Origin of the sequence: Anaerococcus rubeinfantis, from assembly GCF_001487145.1 — a bacterium.
GTDB classification, from domain to species: domain Bacteria; phylum Bacillota; class Clostridia; order Tissierellales; family Peptoniphilaceae; genus Anaerococcus; species Anaerococcus rubeinfantis.
On sequence record NZ_LN913016.1, the window covers coordinates 151,235 to 167,949 of the forward strand.

Below are 16,715 nucleotides of genomic sequence, written 5' to 3' on the forward strand. Positions count from 1 at the left end.
AAAAATGACAGAGTACAAGAGAAAAAATGTTTGGGAGAATTTATCCTCTGAACAAGAAAAAGAATTAGAAAATCTTTCAAAAGATTATATGGATTTTTTGGACAAGGGAAAAACTGAAAGACTTGCTGCAAAAGAAATTGTAAATTTGGCAAAAAAAGCAGGTTATGTTGACCTTGAAGAAAAAATCAAGGCTGGAAAAATTAATTCAGGCGATAAAATTTACGCAGTAAATAAAAATAAAGCCGTAGCAATGTTTCACATAGGAAGTGAAGATTTATCAGAAGGACTTGCTATAGTTGGAGGTCACATCGATTCACCAAGACTTGATTTAAAACCAGTTCCACTTACAGAAGAAAACGGACTTGCCTATTTAAAAACTCATTATTATGGGGGAGTGAAAAAATATAATTGGACAAATATGCCCCTTGCCCTTCACGGAGTAGTTTTTACAAAAAATGGAGAAAAAGTAGATATTTCAATTGGAGATAAGGAAGATGAGCCAGTATTTTTTATATCAGAACTTTTAATCCACCTATCAAAAAAATTATTAACCAAGCCTGCTGAAGAAGTTGTAACAGGTGAACAACTATCAATAATTGTAGGAAATAGACCACTTTTAGATGAAAAAGAAAATCCGGTAAAGAAAAACATTTTGAAAATTTTAAATGAAAAATACGGAATTGAAGAGGAAGATTTTATAACAGCAGAACTTGAAGTAGTTCCAGCAGGAAAATCAAGAGAAGTTGGTTTTGACAAATCAATGATTGCATCACACGGCCATGACGATAGGGTTTGCTCATACGCAGCTTTGAGAGCTCTACTTGATATAAAAGAAACAAGAAAAACTTTGGTAGGACTTTTTGTTGACAAGGAAGAAATTGGTTCAGTTGGAGCAACAGGAATGACTTCCCAATTTTTCGAAAATTCACTTTTAGAAATTATGAATTTAAAAGAAGATTTTGATTTAATTAAATTTAAAAGAGCTTTGAGGAATTCTAAAGTTTTATCAGCTGACGTAACCTTGGCAGAAGATCCAAACTTTAAAGATGCAACAGAAAGTCAAAACTCAGCTCAAATTTCTCACGGAGTTGCCCTTACAAAATATACAGGTTCCGGTGGAAAAGGCGGATCAAACGATGCAGATGCAGAATATTTATCAGAAGTTAGACTTGCCTTTAATAAAGACGGAGTAATTTTCCAAACAGGAGAGCTTGGAAAAGTTGACCAAGGTGGTGGAGGAACAATTGCCTATATTCTTGCAGAATATGGAATGGATGTAGTTGATTGTGGAACACCAGTAATTTCTATGCATGCACCAATAGAATTAATTTCAAAAGCTGATTTTTACTCAACATTTACAGCTTATAGAGCTTTTTATAAAAATATTTGACAAGAAATTTAATCTGGCGTATAATATTATGCTAATTTGACTTATCCACAATCCTGTAGTATAATAATTACAAATGCATGGAAGGTGGATATATGGAATTTAAATCAGTTAATGAAATAAGGTCAGAAGTTAAAAGAAACGTAGGAAAAGAAGTTACTTTAAAAGCTGATAAGGGTAGAAAAAGAATTGTTACCAAAAGCGGTGTAATTTTAGACGCTTTCCCAAGTGTATTTACAATAAAGGTAAATAATGATTTTGATACAGAAAGAACTGTATCATACAGCTATTCAGATGTTCTAACATCTACAGTAAGATTACAAATAAAAAATTAATTATAGATTAATTCAAAAAATCATCCCAATATTTTGAGGATGTTTTTTTTGATTTTAAATTTATTTAAAAATTTACTTATGTTTCAAATTTTTCATTCTAAAAAATTACACAAAAAAAAGAGCAAGAAAACTTACTCTTTTTTTTATTTTCAAATTTTAATTAGTTATTTGATCCAGCGTCTGAAGCAGGTGTACTAGCATCATTTGATGATGGTGTGCTTGCTTCGTTTGAATCCATTGTACTAGCGTTTGAATCAGATTTTTCTGTTGTAGTTGTTGAAGCTGGTTCGCTTGAAGCGTTTGATGTTGTTTCAGCTTTATTTCCACATCCTACTAATGCAAGTGATAGTGCTAATACTGGTAATACTTTTTTAATTTTCATTGTTTAATCCCCCTGTTTAAAAAAATATACTTACTATCATTACCGATAGTAAGTATAATATACCAGATTTAAAGAAAAATTCAAATATTTATGTGAAAAATATTTTTCATTCATAATATATAATTAAAGATTTATTTAATTAAATTTCTATATTAACCCAATCACCTTTTCTAAATCTTGTCCACAAACCAATAAATCTAGATATTTGGTCAGCCATAATACCAAGCCAAATTCCTTGGATCCCTAAATCTAGGACATTTACAAAAAATAGGGTGGCAGCTGATCTTATAAAAGTAATTGAAATTAAACTTACAGCAAGTGTATATTTTACATCTCCTGCAGCTCTCAAGGCTCCGCCGAATATAATTTGAGATATTTGGAAAATTACTATAAAAATCAAATAAAAAGTTATTATTGATCCCATAGCAATAATATGTTCATCATCAAAGAACATTCTAAAAATATTTTTTCTAAATAATACCAAAATTAGTGATATTATTATTGATATTGAAAGGCCAATTTCTTGGCAAGTTTTTCCGTATTTTATTGCCTCTTCTTTTTTTCTTGCACCAAGGGCATTTCCTGTAAGGGCAACTGCTGCAACTTGCATACCATCTCCAAAAGAAAATGAAAGTGAAAGCAAATTCATACCAACATTGTGGGCTGCAAATTGGTCTGTACCAAGTTTTGCTGCTGTAATTGCTGTAACCAAAAATCCTATCCTTGCTGCTATATTTTCAATAAAAATATTTGAACCAAGTCCCAAAATTTCCTTGAAAATATGACTTGAAAAATGTAGTTTATGTTTTTTTATTAGCCTAAAGGACATGTAGGATGATCTTCTAAATAATGAAGAAAAACTCATTATTGCCGCAACAAAAGCCCCCAAAACTGTAGCTATGGCAGCTCCTGTTACTCCCAATTTTGGAAAACCAAGATTACCACCGATTAGTAAATAGTTAAATAAAATATTTACTATAGTAGAAATTAGATTGGTTGTAAAGGCAATTTGTGTATTTCCACTTCCTCTTTGACCTGCATTAATAGTCATTGAAATTACATTAAAAATCATTCCTGCCATAATAATTTTAAAATATGAAACTCCCAAATCATGAGTATCTGGACTTGAGCCTGAAAGTCTCATTATTTGTGGAGTAAAAATTACAAAAATTGCAGAAACTATTATACACAAAGACACTGCTACAATCATGGCTGTAACCATAGTTTGATTTGCCGTTTTTTTATCATCTTCACCTTTTCTTCTTGCAACTAGGGCAGAAACTGAAACTGCAATTGCAATAAAAATTGAAAGGGCGATAAATTTTGGCTGGGTTGTAAGTCCAATTGCAGCAACTGCTGATGCACCGATTGATGAAACCATGAAGGTATCAATGAGTCCTGCCAAGGAAATAAAAAATGATTCCAAGACAGATGGCCAAGCTATTTGTAGGGCCCTTTTCCGATATTTATTTTTTATCAAAAAACCACCTTACTTTCTATAATTTTTTAAAAATTTCGTTAATATTAATTTCATTTGCGTTATCATCAAGGATTATTTGCATATTGAGAATACTAGCTATCGTATCCCTTGTACTTTTAATTGCAAGTCTAAAATCTTGATTTTTCAAAAAGTTTACCAAAAAAATAGAGTCAAACAAGTCCCCACTACCACCAAAACTTTTATCCAAATATTTATACTCTTCTTCTATGTATGATTTATCCTTTGATAAAATAAAATACCTGTCATTTTCTTTAATACTTGTGATAATCATTTTTTTACCAAGATTTTCATAATAATCTACAATTTCATGGGCTGTATCAAACTTATTATCTGTCAAAAATCTTGCCTCTGTAAGGTTTGGAATAATAATATCAGAAAATTTTGCCATGTACTTATAAATTTCTACAATATTTTTATCAAGACCCTTATAAATTTTTCCATTATCTCCCATAATTGGATCAAGCACCATAAAAAGATTATTTTCTTTTACAAAATCACAAATTATTTTGGCTTGGTCAAAATTTAGGACAAATCCTACAAAAACTGCGTCATAAATTCGATCTTGTTTTTTGTAAACATCTAGGCTATTTTTTAAAAATTTAGTTGAATCAAAAATTTCTATAGGTTTTTGAGAAAATTTATTAGAAATTAAGGCTGTAGGTATAAAATCAATGTCAAAAGAATAAAAATTCAAAACATCTCTACAAAGACTTCCCCCAATATTTCCACTTGATAAAAAGTCATTAATCAGTAATATTTTTTTATTTTTTTTAAAAGATTTCATATAATCACCTATTGTTTTTTAACTATTCTTATAGAACTATTATAAATATATTAGCTAAAATAAGCAAATATGGAGATTTTGTCTAGAAAAATAATATTTCATATTAAATAAATTTTACTCTGTTAAAATGGTGAGAAATTAGATATAATTAAACTATGAAAACTAAAAATAATAACATGAAAAAATATAATGAAAAAATCAAAAAAATATTAAATGAGAACAGATTTGTTGAAAAAACAAGATCATCCGTATTGAAAGTAATTTTTGGTAGGGCAGGCTTGTATTTTCTTTTGGTGCTTGCTCAAATTTTTATTTTTTTACAAATCTTAAAGCACTTATCCCTTGATCCCTCTATTATTTTTGGGTCATCTGCTATTATTGCTATAATTTCTCTTTTGGTAATTTTGTCAATGGATGTCAATCCTTATGAAAAACTTTCTTGGTTTTTCTTGATTGCAGCTATTCCGACCTTTGGGATTATGTTTTTTCTCCTATCAAGAATTGATATTGGTAAAAAAATCGAAGAAAGTTCAATTATGGATAGCGAAGATGAAACAAATTATTTGCATACAATTGACGAAAATTTGGTAAATGAGCTTAAAAATAAGGATAAGGAATTTTATAATTTAGTAAAATATTTAAATGATTACGGTTCATATCCTGTAAGCAAAGATAATGATGCAAAATATTATAGGGTTGGAGATGATTGTGTTAATGATTTGATTGAATCAATAAGAAGTGCTAAAGATTTTATCTTTGTTGAATTTTTTATTATTCATCAAGGATATTTTTGGGGAACACTACTTGAAGAGCTTACCAAAAAAGCAAGTGAGGGTGTTGAAGTAAGATTAATGTATGATGGAACAAATGCCATTTTGAATCTTCCTAAAAATTTCCCGGAAGAAATGGAAAATCTTGGAATAAAATGCAAAGTTTTCTCACCGATTTATCCGATTATTTCAACCTATCACAACAACAGGGATCATAGAAAAATTTTGATTGTTGATGGAAAGGAAGTTTATACCGGTGGTGTCAATCTAGCGGATGAGTATATAAATGTAAAGGAAAGGTTTGGTCATTGGAAAGATACATTTATAAGAATAAAAGGGCCAGCAGTCCAATCATTTACAATTATGTTTTTGCAATTGTGGGATAGTGAAGAAAAAGAAGATTTAAAAAGATATTTAAAGATCCACCCACAAAAATCTGACGGATATATAATCGGAGTTGGAGATAATCCGATAAGAAAAGAAAGATTTTTCAAAAATATATATATGCATATTTTAGATACTGCAAAAGATTATGCCTATATTATGACTCCTTATTTAATTATAGATAATGAGATGGTAAAATCGCTTACTTTTGCAGCAAAAAGGGGAGTTGATGTAAGAATAATTCTTCCGGCAATTCCAGATAAAAAAATTCCCTACATGCTAGCAAAATCTCACTACAAAAAATTAATAGAATCAGGAGTAAAAATTTACGAATATTTACCAGGTTTTATCCATGCAAAAACTTGGGTTTCTGATGATAAAAAGGCAGTTGTAGGATCTGTAAATGTAGATTATAGGGCGCTTTATTTAAATTTTGAATGTGGGGTTTATATACACAAACATCCTGTAATAAAAGATATTTTAAAAGATTTTGAAATAACTTTTGATATAGGAAAAGAAATAAAAATGAGAGATGTAAAATCTTACCCACTTCATAAAAAAATAATAGCTTTCATAGTAAAACCATTTGCTCCTTTAATGTAAACCTAGTTACAAGCTAGGTTTTTTATTTTGTAAATTTTTAAGAAATTTCTCAAAAAAATTAGAAAATTTTTTTAAATTATTTGACAAAGAAAAAAATCTATATATAATTAAATTAAGAAGTGTATGGAGATACACCATACACCATACAGAAATAAAGAAAGGAGTTTTTATGTTTGATTTGAATAGTTTATCTCAAATTCCTTTGAACGAACAAATTGTTGAGCAAACGAAATTAATGATTGCTCAAGGTATTTTGCTTGACGGGGATATGATGCCTTCTGTAAGAGATTTATCAAAAACTTTATTAATAAATCAATCCACCGTTCAAAAAGCCTACAACAAATTGAAGGAAGATGGAATTTTGCTTACAAAAAAAGGTCTTGGGACTTTTGTAAGTTTGGATGATGAAAAAATTGATGTAAAAAAGGAAAGACTTGAGAAAAGACTCTATGATATTTTTTTGAAATGTATTTTTTATGGAATTGATTTTGAAAAAATAAAAGAAATTTATGAAAAAAGTAAGGAGGATTCTAATGGCTGTGGAAGTAATGAGCCTTTATAAATCTTTTGGGAAAAATAAGGTTTTGGAAGATGTAAATTTTTCTTTGGAGGAAGGAAAAATATATGCTTTGGTTGGAAGAAATGGATCTGGCAAAACTACTCTTTTGAAAGTAATGGCTGATATTTTTCAAAAAGATTTAGGCAAGGTTAATGTTTTTGGAAAATCTAGTGTGGAGGATAAGCACATATTGGAAAATATTGTTTATTTGCCTGATAGGTTTGATTATTTTGATTATATATCGGTTGAAAAAATGCTTGGATATTATGAAGTTATTTATCCAAATTTCGACAAAAAATTTGCTATAAAAGAACTTGAAAAAAATAATATTGATTTTAAGAGAAATTTGAGAAATTTTTCTAAGGGCTATAAAAATTTAATCGGACTTTTGGCAACAATTTCTACAAATGCAAAAGTTCTTCTTTTGGATGAAATTCTTGATGGGATGGATGTTTTGAATAAGGAGATTATTTTATCTTATATTTTGGATTTAAAAGAAGAAGGAAGAACTGTTCTTGCTTCAAGCCACGAGCTTGAGGAATTGGCAAAAGTTGCTGATGAAACTCTTTATCTTTCTAAAGATGGAAATCTTATAAATCTTTATCAAAATAAGGAAAAATTTGTGAAGTTGCAAGTGGTTGTAAAGGATGAATTAGATCCAAAAATTCTTGAAAAATCTGTTTTGAGATTTCATTTGGGAAGAGTTTATACAATTCTGATTGATAATAGAGAAAATATTCTTGATGATATAAAAAGAAATGAATCTATTGTACAATTTGATGTTTTGGAATCAAAAATTGAGGATAATTTCTATTGGGAAAAAGGAAGGAGCAAATAATGAGAGACTTTAAAAAAGAAATTAAGATTCTTAGCAGAAGAAATGGATTTTGGATAATTCTTGTTCTTGCAGTAAGTCTTCTGTTTTCTGGACTTTTTCAAACAAAATCTTTGGATGAAAGTTATAGATCTTTGATTCAAACAACAAATACCCTAAATAAAATGGCAAAAACTGGAAAAAAATATGATAAATATACAAAAATAGACAAAAAGTTTTTCCAAGATAATGATGTTATATTTGAAAAAATGTCAAAAAAATATAAGTATGAAGAAAATATTAATTTTGATTATGAAAAGGCAAGCCAAAAAGAAATTGATGAACGTGAAGAGTTTCAATTAAAATATGGGGAATATATTTCAACTTTGGACCAATACAAATATTTATCTCATGAAGCCAAGGGAAAATCTAATAATTTTTATTTTTCTTATATTTCGGTTATGGGCATAGTTGTGGCAATAGTTTTGGGAGTTTTGTTTTCCTCAATGGAACACGCTACATCTTATTATGAATTTGCAAAAACCTACCCATGGACAAAGAAAAAAGATTTTCTTATGAAAATAGGCTTTGGTTTGATGATTATTTTGGGATTTGTATTTCTTTCTTCAGCCTTAAACTATATGATTTTAAAAACTTCAAATTTTGAAATTTTAAAAACTGGAACAAGGCAAATTCCTGAAACTATCAAGAGTTTTGGAATGATTTCAGCAATCTATCTTGCGATTTTGTCAGCAGGTTTTATGGCTGGAAATATTTTGGGACATTTTGGTTTATCTGTAATGACCTTTGGATTTTTGGATATTTTGGATGGAATAATTGGGAATATGAGTGAAATATTATTTGGATATTCAGATTACAATAGAACTTTTGTAAGTCTTATTGAGAAAAATATTCCAAACAATGGAAGTCTAATTAATACAATTTTTAGAGTTATTTTAAGACCTTTAACAAATTTTGATAGTACAAAATATGGGGTGATAGGGCTAATAATATTTTCTTTAATAGTTTTTTCTATATCTTTTTCTTTGATAGAAAAGACAAAAACAGAAAATTCTGGCAAGATGGTTTTATTAAAGCCAATCGAAAGTCTTGCAAAAATTTTGGTAATCATGCTTTTTTCAAGTATTGGAACAATGATTTTCCAATCATCAATTTTTGAAGGATTTTCTATTATGAATTTTGTTGTTTTGGCAATATTGATTTTTGTATTTACAAAAATATTCAATATTTTGTTCAAATTAAAATTAAAAGTTTAATAAGTCTACTATCTAAACCATAGTAGAAAAAAAGGCTGGAGTAATCTTCAGCCTTTTTCTGTGATTAAATCTTTAAATTTGGTAAAATAGAAGAAAGAAAAAATTTAAGGGGTGAATTTATGGCAAAAGATAGGCTAACTTGGAATGAATATTTTATAAAACTTGCTCACATGGTTGCTCTTAGGGGAACTTGCGATAGAGCTTATGTTGGTTGTGTTCTTGTAAATAATGAAAATAGAATAATTTCTACAGGCTACAACGGATCTATAAAGGGAAATCCTCACTGCGATGAAGTTGGTCATACTATGAGAGATGGTCATTGTATTGCGACAATTCATGCAGAAATGAATGCTTTGTTATATTGTGCCAAGGAAGGAATTTCTGTTAAAAATTCAATTTGTTATGTAACTCATTTTCCTTGCCTAAATTGTACAAAATCTTTAATTCAAGCAGGAATCAAGGAAATTTATTATTCAAATGATTACAGGGTTGATCCTTATGCGATTGAACTTTTGGAGAAAAATAAAATTAAATTTGAGAAAATAGAAAATAGAGATTAAAAAATGGGATATAAAAAAAGAAAGCTTGAGATAATAAAAAAATTTCTAAGCCCAGACTTAATTTTTGATATAAGAAGACTTTTAAAAAACAGGGGAGAAAATTCCAAAGAAATACTTGAGCTTGAAAGTAAATTTGGTCAAAAATTAAGGGGCTTGTTTGAAGATTTGGGGCCGGTTTTTGTAAAATTTGGTCAATTATTATCTACAAGAAGGGATATTTTTTCGGAAAATATAATATTAGAGCTTGAAAAATTGCAAGATGATGTCAAGGAAGAAGATTTTGAAAACATCAAGGAAGTTTTTTATGGGGAATTTTCCAAGGATATTTATGATATTTTTGATAAATTCGAAGAAAAACCTCTGGCTTCTGGATCAATAGCTCAAACTCATTTGGCAACAATAAAGGTCGGTTCCCTTGAAAGAAAGGTTGTTGTAAAAGTTCAAAGAAAAGATTTGGAAAAAAATGTAAAAGAAGATTTAAAAATAATGAAAGACCTTTATAAAAAGCTCGAAATAAAGCTTGAAGGAATAAAATCTTTTAATCTTGGAGAAATTGTTGAAGAATTTGCCCTTTCTTTAAACAGAGAAATTGACTTTGAAGTAGAAAAAAACAATATAAAAAAATATAGGAAACTAAATATTCAAAAAAAGGACCTATTTTGTCCCGATGTTTACGATTCATATTCAAGCAAAAAAGTTTTGACCATGGAATATATAGAAGGTGAGTCCATCAGGTCAGTTTATGAAAAAAGGTCAGATATTAGAAAAGATTTGGCAGAAAAAATCATAGGAGCCTATGTAAATCAAATGTTTACTTATGGATATTTTCATGCCGATCCCCATCCTGGAAATATTTTTGTCGATGAAAATTTAAATATCTACCTTCTAGATTTTGGTATTGTCGGAAATTTATCGGAAAATTATCGTTATCAAATAATGAAAATATTTTTGGGGGCAAGTTTTAATGAGGTTAAACTTATAACTGACGCCATAATTGGCATGGGACTTTTGGAATTTGATTCCAAAAAAATTGGAGATTTTGAAAAAAGAATTCAAAAACTTTTGGATAAGTACATGGTTATGAGTCTAAATCAAATGAAACTTGCAGATTTGATCAGGGATTTTTATACGCTTTTAGTAGATTATTCCATAAAAATTCCATCAGAGCTTACAAATTTTGGAAAAACTGTCCTAATTTTGGAAGGCTTAATCGAAAAATTAGTTTACAAGGAGTCTTTCCTAGAACTTGCCCTTCCAATTGCAAAATCTATGGTTTTTAAAATTTTTAGTCCAGATTTGGTTTTTGATAGGGTAAGGCCAAAAATCTACGATACCTATTCTTTGATAAAAGAATTTCCCCAAACAAGTTTAAATATTTTAAGGCAACTTGCCAGGGGAGATTTTAGGATTATAGACCAAAAAAGCGAAGAAGAAAGAAAATCTTATGAAAAAATTGAAAACCAAAAAAGTCAGGCCCTAGTTTTTCTTGGACTTTCAATTATTATAGGCTTCTCACTTTTAAGCCTTGCCCTTTTAGATTTTGATAAAAATATTTTAAAGGCGATTTTAATTGCAAGTATAGGTCTAGGATTTACCATGGTATTTGCCATAATGAAAAATTTATACAGAAAGGAATAAAATGAGAAAAAGTAAAGAGTTTGAAGTAGAAAGGTTTCTCACAAATAGTGAGGGATATTTGAAAAATAAATACCTTTTATCCTTAATGTTTGAAGTATCTTTTGACCAAGCAGAAGAGGTAGAAGATAAAAAAATAATGGAAGATAAAAGGTGGGTAGTATATTCTTGGGATATAAAGATTAAAAAACCAATTAGGGCAAAAGATAAAATAAAAATCACAACTTTTGCCATAAATATGAATAAATTTTATGCCTACAGAAACTTTTTTATTGAAAAAGATGGGGAAATTATTGCCAAAGCTTATTGCGTATTTTTATTATTTGGCCTTAAAAAAATGCGTCCAATAAAAATTCCAGAAGAAATTGCAAAAGCCTACCAAAAAGAAAATCCTATTTACAACGAAAAATCCCACAAATACGTGGAAAATTTTGGAGATTTGGAAAAAATTCAAATAAGAAACACAGACCTTGACTCAAATTACCATGTAAATAACGCCTCCTATATGGATTTATTGGGAGAAATTTCAAATGTAAAGGACCAAGATATAGAATTTATAAATATAGTTTATAAAAATGAGATTAGGAATAAAAAATATGTTTTTGGACAAAAATCTCAAGATAAAAATGAAATTTCATACAGATTTGTTGATGGTGATGGAAAAATTTATACTTATGGAAAGCTAGGACTTAGAAATGTATAAGGAAAATTATGGAAATATTCCAAATAAGGACAAGATAAATTTTTATTTGATAGAAGATAATGAAAATTTGGGTCCTTGGGTTACAAGGTCAAAAATAATCGGAAAAAGTGCAAAAATTATTGGAAAAGAATTAGGGCTTGATGAGGACATAGCCTTTGCTTGTGGTTCACTTTTTGATATAGGAAAAAAAGAAAAGAAAAAAGGACTAGAAAAAAATTTTAAATCTTTTCATATTTTAAGAAATGAAACATATTTTTTCCCAGCCAAAATTGCCATAAGCCACTCTTTTATTGTTAAAGATATAAATTCATATCTTGGAGAAATTAATTTGGAAGAAAAAGATATTAATACAATAAAAAATTTACTTTTGTCTTACTCTTATACCGATTATGACAAATTAATCCAAGTTTTAGATAATTCCATAACTGATATTTACCTAGGAATTGAAAAAAAACAAGAAATTTTAAAAGAAAAATACGAAAAAATTCCTTTTGAAGATGAAAGATTAAAAAAATTAAAAGAATACGAAAAATATTTTGAAAATAAATTAAAAAATCCTATAGGATATTATGTAAATAAATTTTTGTAAAAAAATATTAATTTATTCACAAAAATTTTCAAAAATCTAAGAAAATGGTAATATATATAGGTATTAAAAATTTAGGAGGATTTATGAATTGTCTTATTGGGCAGTCAGGTGGACCTACTGCAGTTATTAACTCATCTTTGGCTGGAGCTATTCAAGCTGGGATTGATTTTGATTTTGAAAATGTATATGTTTCTTTAAATGGAATTGAGGGACTTTTACATGAAAATATAAAGTGTGTTGACAAAGATTTATTTGAAAAAGAAAAAGTAAAAGATAGGCTAAAAAAAAGACCATCTTCAATTCTTGGTTCTTGCCGTTTTAAATTAAGTGATGACTTAGAAGATGATCAATATAAAAAAATCTTTGAAAACTTGAAAAAATATGAAATTTCAACTTTTGTCTATATTGGTGGAAATGATTCAATGGATACAGTTATGAAACTCAATTCATACATAGAAAAAAATAAAATTGATTGGGTAAATGTGGTTGGTTGTCCAAAAACAATAGACAATGATCTTTGTGAAATGGACCATTCACCAGGATTTGCATCTGCATCAAAATTTGTAAATACAGCCCTAAGACAAATTAGGCTAGATTGCGATATCTATCCAATAAAATCAATCACCTTTGTAGAAATCATGGGAAGAAATGCTGGCTGGTTGACTTCAACTTCTTATCTTGCAAATTACAAAAGAAAAAAGGATATAGTAAATCTAGTTTATCTTCCAGAAGATTCAAAGTCTTTGGATGATATAGAAAAAGAAATAGAAGAAAAATTCAAGGAAGATAACAATTTGGTGATTGCTGTTTCAGAAGGATTTATGGACAAGGAGAAAAAGCTTGAAAATGAAAGTGAAAAATCCTTCGACAAGGGCTTTAACCATCCGATAATTGCAGGAATTGGCCTAAAAATTTCAGATTATATTCACGATAAATTAAAGGTAAAAACTCGTTCAGTTGAATTAAATATTGTCCAAAGAACAAGTTTTCTAATTTCAAAAACTGATTCTGAAGAAGCTTATGAATTAGGATATCTTGCTATAAAAGAAGGAAAAGATAAGACAAATATTGTTCCAATTTTAAAAAGAGAAAATGGAGAAGAATACAAGGTAATTTATTCAACAACAAATCCATCAAATATAGCAAACAAAGAGAAAAAAATTCCAGAAGAATGGCTAGAATCAAGAGAAATTTTAAAAGAAAAAATCACCGAATACACCTTGCCATTAATAAAAGGTGAAATTAGTCAAGAATTTACAGACGGAATTTTTGATTATATAAAATTAGAAGATTTTACAAAATAAAAAGACCCGACCGGGTTTCAGAGCGTAGACAAAGTATAGCTATATATAATATTCTATTTTAAAATAAAAATTAAGATACGTGCCATCTCGACTAAGTGAGTGAAACGAACGCATGGAGAGATCTAATGAGATTTCTCGACTCACTACGTTCGCTCGAAATGGGTGAAAATTTAGTTTGTCAGCAGTCTGAGACCAAACCGGGTCTTTTTACATAAAAATAATTTCTTTCCCATCAATAATTTTTACAGGAATCCCAACTTGACCACTTTCAATTTTTTCTTTAAACTCAGGCTTTTTGTCTCTGTATGAGAAAAATCTTTTTAGATTTGCCATTGATTTTGTAATATCAATCAATTCTGTATTTTTAAAATACTCAGGATTTTCCTTGTAATTTTCAAGTATTTCTGTGCAATCTGGACAAAGTGAGCTTACAAAAATTTCAATCATTTTTTCCTCCTATAATTTACATATTTAAATTTTGTATCATTTTCAAAAAAATCTTCAGACTCATCAAAAATTTCAAAATCCTCATCCTCATCAAAATTATGAAGAAAAGTATCAGCATCTTTTTTCCTATCAATTTTTGTTAAAATGGCTTGGTCACAGAAAGGTAAAAGCAAATCAACAATTTGATTTCCACCAATCACAAAAACTTCCCTATCATTTTTATTTTCATCCAAATATTTCAAAAGATTTTCCACCTTATTAAAAACCAAGGCATCATCAAGCTTTAAACTTTCATTTCTAGTTAAAACCAAATTTTCTCTGTTAGGAAGAGCTCCATTCATGGATTCATAAGTTTTTCTTCCCATAATAACAATATTATTTAAGGTTAATTTTTTAAAATGAGCCAAATCTTTTTTTATATGAAAAAGAAGTTTGTTATCCTTACCAATTCCAAATTCCTTATCAACCGCCAAAATTATTTTCATAAAAACTCCTTGAAAGCTACTTATATATTTAATTCTATCATGTTTAAGGAAAAAATTAAATTTAAAAAATAAATGGGTATAAGATAAAAAAGAATAAAAATAAAAGGAGTAATAAATGAAATTTTTTCTAGATACTGCAAACGTTGATCAAATAAAAAGAATAAATGATTTGGGACTTTGTGATGGAGTTACAACAAATCCATCACTTATAAAAAAAGAAGGAAGAGATTTTAAAGAAGTCGTGACAGAAATTGCATCAATTGTTGATGGACCAATCTCTGCAGAAGTAACAAGCTATGATTACGAAGAAATGGTAAAAGAAGCTTTAGAAATTGCAAAATGGTCAGAAAATATTGTAGTAAAAATTCCTATGACAGAAGATGGATTAAAAGCTATCAATACCCTTTCAAAAAAAGGAATAAAAACAAATTGCACCCTAATTTTTTCAGTAAGCCAAGGACTAATGGCAGCAAAAGCTGGGGCAACATACATTTCTCCATTTGTTGGAAGAATAGATGATATGGGAGAAGATGGGGGAGAATTAATTTATAATTTAAAACAAGTTCTCGATAATTATGGATTAAAAACTGAAATTATAGCAGCATCAATCAGAACAAATAAACATCTAGAAGATGCAGCCTTGGCAGGAGCCCATATAGCAACAATCCCAGGAAATTTATTTGAAAAATTGTGGACCCATCCACTAACAAGCCAAGGAATAGAAAATTTCAAAAAAGATTGGGAAGCTTTTTTAAAAAGATAAAAAGTGTAAGCATGTCAAGAAAATATATATAAAAATTTTATTAAATGGTAAAAAAGGAATGTCTATTAAAATTAAAAAGATATTCCTTTTTTTAGTATAAAATTTTTTATTAATTTAAAGTCTTATATTTTATATTGAGTTAAATTATTCACGAATATAAGGTAATTATTATAAATACTTTTAAGAAAGATATTATTAAAACTTATAAACAATCGATATATAAATGAAATTGTATACTATTAAGGCTTAATTTAAAAATAAAATTGACAATTAATAGTATAGATGATAACATTAAATAAACATACAACATAAAACTTGTATATACATTATCGAATCGTTTTCAAGGAGGTTAAAAATGAAAAAGATTTTATCTAAGATTTTTATGTTACTGTTAATCGTTGGATTAATATCAGGATGTGGAGGAAAAAATGATTCTGGATCAAACGAATCAAAAAAAGATGATAAACCAATAAAAGTTGGATTGGTATCGTCAAGTAGTGGATTTGGGGATGGAGCTTTTAATGATTTAACATTAAAAGGAGTTGAAAAAGCAAAAAAAGATTTTGGTATTGAATATGATAAGGTACAAATAAAAGCGGTTGGAGATATAGAATTATCTTTGAGAGATATGGCGGCGACAGGTGACTATGATTTAGTTATAGGGTTAACTTACGAAGCTATTCAAGCTATGGAAAAAGTAGCTAAAGAATTTCCTGATCAAAAGTTTGCTTTGATAGATAGTTCTGTAAAAGAAGAAAACGTTGTAAGTTATATGACTAAAGATGAAGAGGCATCATATTTGGTTGGTGTAGCTGCTGCTGGTATGAAATCACACTATGATGACTTTAATATTTCACAAGATAAAAAGTTAGGTTTTATAGGAGGGGTTGATGCTCCAAATATAAGAACATTTTATTCTGGATATACAGCAGGTGCTAAGAGCATAGATAAAGAAATAGAAGTAACTGCTGATTTTGTAGGTGGATTTACAGATGTTACTACAGCCAAAGAAATTGCAAAATCTATGAACCAACAAGGAATGGATGTAATATTTCATGCTTCTGGCATGAGCGGAAATGGATTATTCCAAGCGGCTAAAGAAAATTCAACTTATGCATTTGGAGTAAATATAAACCAAAATTCAGTAGAACCTAATGTAATAGTAGGGTCAATGATTAAAAATGTAGATGTTGAAGCTTATAATGCAATAAAATCAGTTGTAGAAAATAAGTTCAAGGGAGAAATTATAAAACTTGGATTGAAAGAAAATGGTGTAGATTTAGTTACAGATGGGTCAGAAGTAAATCTTCCAGAAGATGTAGTTAAATTAATTAATGAAAGCAAAGAGAAAATAATTAACGGAGATGTAAAAGTTCCTGCTAATATGGACGAATTAAAAGAGTTTGAAAAATCTCTAAAATGATAGGATGTAT

At 28.6% G+C, this 16,715-nt stretch carries 18 protein-coding genes; 13 read left to right on the top strand and 5 right to left on the bottom strand.

Annotation, left to right across the window (positions count from 1 at the left end; all coding sequences use genetic code 11):
- Positions 1 to 4: 4 nt before the first annotated feature.
- Both BN3265_RS01620 and BN3265_RS01625 read left to right on the top strand, forming a co-directional pair.
- Positions 5 to 1,390: an aminopeptidase gene (locus BN3265_RS01620; RefSeq protein ID WP_187367051.1), complete on the top strand. Its 1,386-nt coding sequence runs from the start codon at positions 5 to 7 to the stop codon at positions 1,388 to 1,390.
- Between the two features lie 92 nt (positions 1,391 to 1,482).
- A complete protein-coding gene (locus tag BN3265_RS01625; protein ID WP_058989832.1) occupies positions 1,483 to 1,722 on the top strand; it encodes a Veg family protein in 240 nt (79 codons plus the stop codon).
- A gap of 160 nt (positions 1,723 to 1,882) precedes the next feature.
- On the opposite strand, the gene BN3265_RS01630 is transcribed toward BN3265_RS01625, so the two are convergent.
- The 3 genes from BN3265_RS01630 to BN3265_RS01640 all read right to left on the bottom strand — a co-directional run bounded on the left by BN3265_RS01630 (position 1,883) and on the right by BN3265_RS01640 (position 4,389).
- Positions 1,883 to 2,104 (bottom strand): hypothetical protein, encoded by a 222-nt coding sequence (locus BN3265_RS01630; protein WP_058989833.1) that lies wholly within the window; start codon positions 2,102 to 2,104, stop codon positions 1,883 to 1,885.
- 139 nt (positions 2,105 to 2,243) lie between these two features.
- Positions 2,244 to 3,584, bottom strand: coding sequence for an MATE family efflux transporter (locus BN3265_RS01635; RefSeq protein WP_058989834.1), 1,341 nt, complete (start codon positions 3,582 to 3,584; stop codon positions 2,244 to 2,246).
- 16 nt (positions 3,585 to 3,600) lie between these two features.
- Positions 3,601 to 4,389 carry a bifunctional hydroxymethylpyrimidine kinase/phosphomethylpyrimidine kinase gene (locus BN3265_RS01640; protein WP_058989835.1) on the bottom strand — a complete coding sequence of 263 codons (789 nt, stop codon included), beginning with the start codon at positions 4,387 to 4,389 and terminating at the stop codon, positions 3,601 to 3,603.
- A 155-nt stretch (positions 4,390 to 4,544) separates the two neighbouring features.
- On the opposite strand from BN3265_RS01640, the gene cls reads away from it, so the two are divergent.
- The 9 genes from cls (at position 4,545) to BN3265_RS01685 (ending at position 13,587) form a co-directional block, all read left to right on the top strand.
- Positions 4,545 to 6,146: a cardiolipin synthase gene (cls, locus tag BN3265_RS01645; RefSeq protein ID WP_058989836.1), complete on the top strand. Its 1,602-nt coding sequence runs from the start codon at positions 4,545 to 4,547 to the stop codon at positions 6,144 to 6,146.
- Between the two features lie 169 nt (positions 6,147 to 6,315).
- Complete coding sequence (locus tag BN3265_RS01650) at positions 6,316 to 6,708, top strand: GntR family transcriptional regulator (RefSeq protein WP_058989837.1); 393 nt, start codon at positions 6,316 to 6,318, stop codon at positions 6,706 to 6,708.
- On the top strand, positions 6,680 to 7,543 hold the full coding sequence (locus BN3265_RS01655) for an ATP-binding cassette domain-containing protein (protein WP_058989838.1): 864 nt from the start codon (positions 6,680 to 6,682) through the stop codon (positions 7,541 to 7,543). The genes BN3265_RS01650 and BN3265_RS01655 overlap by 29 nt, the downstream gene beginning before the upstream one ends.
- Positions 7,543 to 8,796 carry an ABC transporter permease gene (locus BN3265_RS01660; RefSeq protein WP_058989839.1) on the top strand — a complete coding sequence of 418 codons (1,254 nt, stop codon included), beginning with the start codon at positions 7,543 to 7,545 and terminating at the stop codon, positions 8,794 to 8,796. The genes BN3265_RS01655 and BN3265_RS01660 overlap by 1 nt, the downstream gene beginning before the upstream one ends.
- Positions 8,797 to 8,915: 119 nt before the next feature.
- Positions 8,916 to 9,356 (top strand): deoxycytidylate deaminase, encoded by a 441-nt coding sequence (locus BN3265_RS01665; protein WP_058989840.1) that lies wholly within the window; start codon positions 8,916 to 8,918, stop codon positions 9,354 to 9,356.
- A 3-nt stretch (positions 9,357 to 9,359) separates the two neighbouring features.
- The gene (locus tag BN3265_RS01670) at positions 9,360 to 10,994 is read left to right on the top strand and encodes an ABC1 kinase family protein (RefSeq protein WP_058989841.1); all 1,635 of its coding nucleotides are present in this window, start codon (positions 9,360 to 9,362) and stop codon (positions 10,992 to 10,994) included.
- A 1-nt stretch (position 10,995) separates the two neighbouring features.
- The gene (locus BN3265_RS01675) at positions 10,996 to 11,694 is read left to right on the top strand and encodes an acyl-[acyl-carrier-protein] thioesterase (RefSeq protein ID WP_058989842.1); all 699 of its coding nucleotides are present in this window, start codon (positions 10,996 to 10,998) and stop codon (positions 11,692 to 11,694) included.
- Entirely contained in the window at positions 11,687 to 12,283 is a 597-nt protein-coding gene (locus BN3265_RS01680) for a hypothetical protein (RefSeq protein WP_058989843.1), read from the top strand. Before BN3265_RS01675 ends, BN3265_RS01680 begins: the two co-directional genes overlap by 8 nt.
- Positions 12,284 to 12,366: 83 nt before the next feature.
- Complete coding sequence (locus BN3265_RS01685) at positions 12,367 to 13,587, top strand: diphosphate--fructose-6-phosphate 1-phosphotransferase (RefSeq protein WP_058989844.1); 1,221 nt, start codon at positions 12,367 to 12,369, stop codon at positions 13,585 to 13,587.
- Between the two features lie 207 nt (positions 13,588 to 13,794).
- Here the strand turns inward: BN3265_RS01685 and BN3265_RS01690 are convergent, their stop codons facing one another.
- Both BN3265_RS01690 and BN3265_RS01695 read right to left on the bottom strand, forming a co-directional pair.
- Complete coding sequence (locus tag BN3265_RS01690) at positions 13,795 to 14,034, bottom strand: hypothetical protein (protein ID WP_058989845.1); 240 nt, start codon at positions 14,032 to 14,034, stop codon at positions 13,795 to 13,797.
- On the bottom strand, positions 14,031 to 14,519 hold the full coding sequence (locus tag BN3265_RS01695) for a dihydrofolate reductase (RefSeq protein ID WP_058989846.1): 489 nt from the start codon (positions 14,517 to 14,519) through the stop codon (positions 14,031 to 14,033). The genes BN3265_RS01690 and BN3265_RS01695 overlap by 4 nt, the downstream gene beginning before the upstream one ends.
- 115 nt (positions 14,520 to 14,634) lie before the next feature.
- Here BN3265_RS01695 and fsa point away from each other — a divergent pair, with 115 nt between their 5' ends.
- Positions 14,635 to 15,282 (top strand): fructose-6-phosphate aldolase, encoded by a 648-nt coding sequence (gene fsa, locus BN3265_RS01700; RefSeq protein ID WP_058989847.1) that lies wholly within the window; start codon positions 14,635 to 14,637, stop codon positions 15,280 to 15,282.
- 355 nt (positions 15,283 to 15,637) lie between these two features.
- Positions 15,638 to 16,705, top strand: a complete 1,068-nt coding sequence (locus tag BN3265_RS01705; protein ID WP_058989848.1) for a BMP family lipoprotein — start codon at positions 15,638 to 15,640, stop codon at positions 16,703 to 16,705.
- Positions 16,706 to 16,715: the final 10 nt, after the last annotated feature.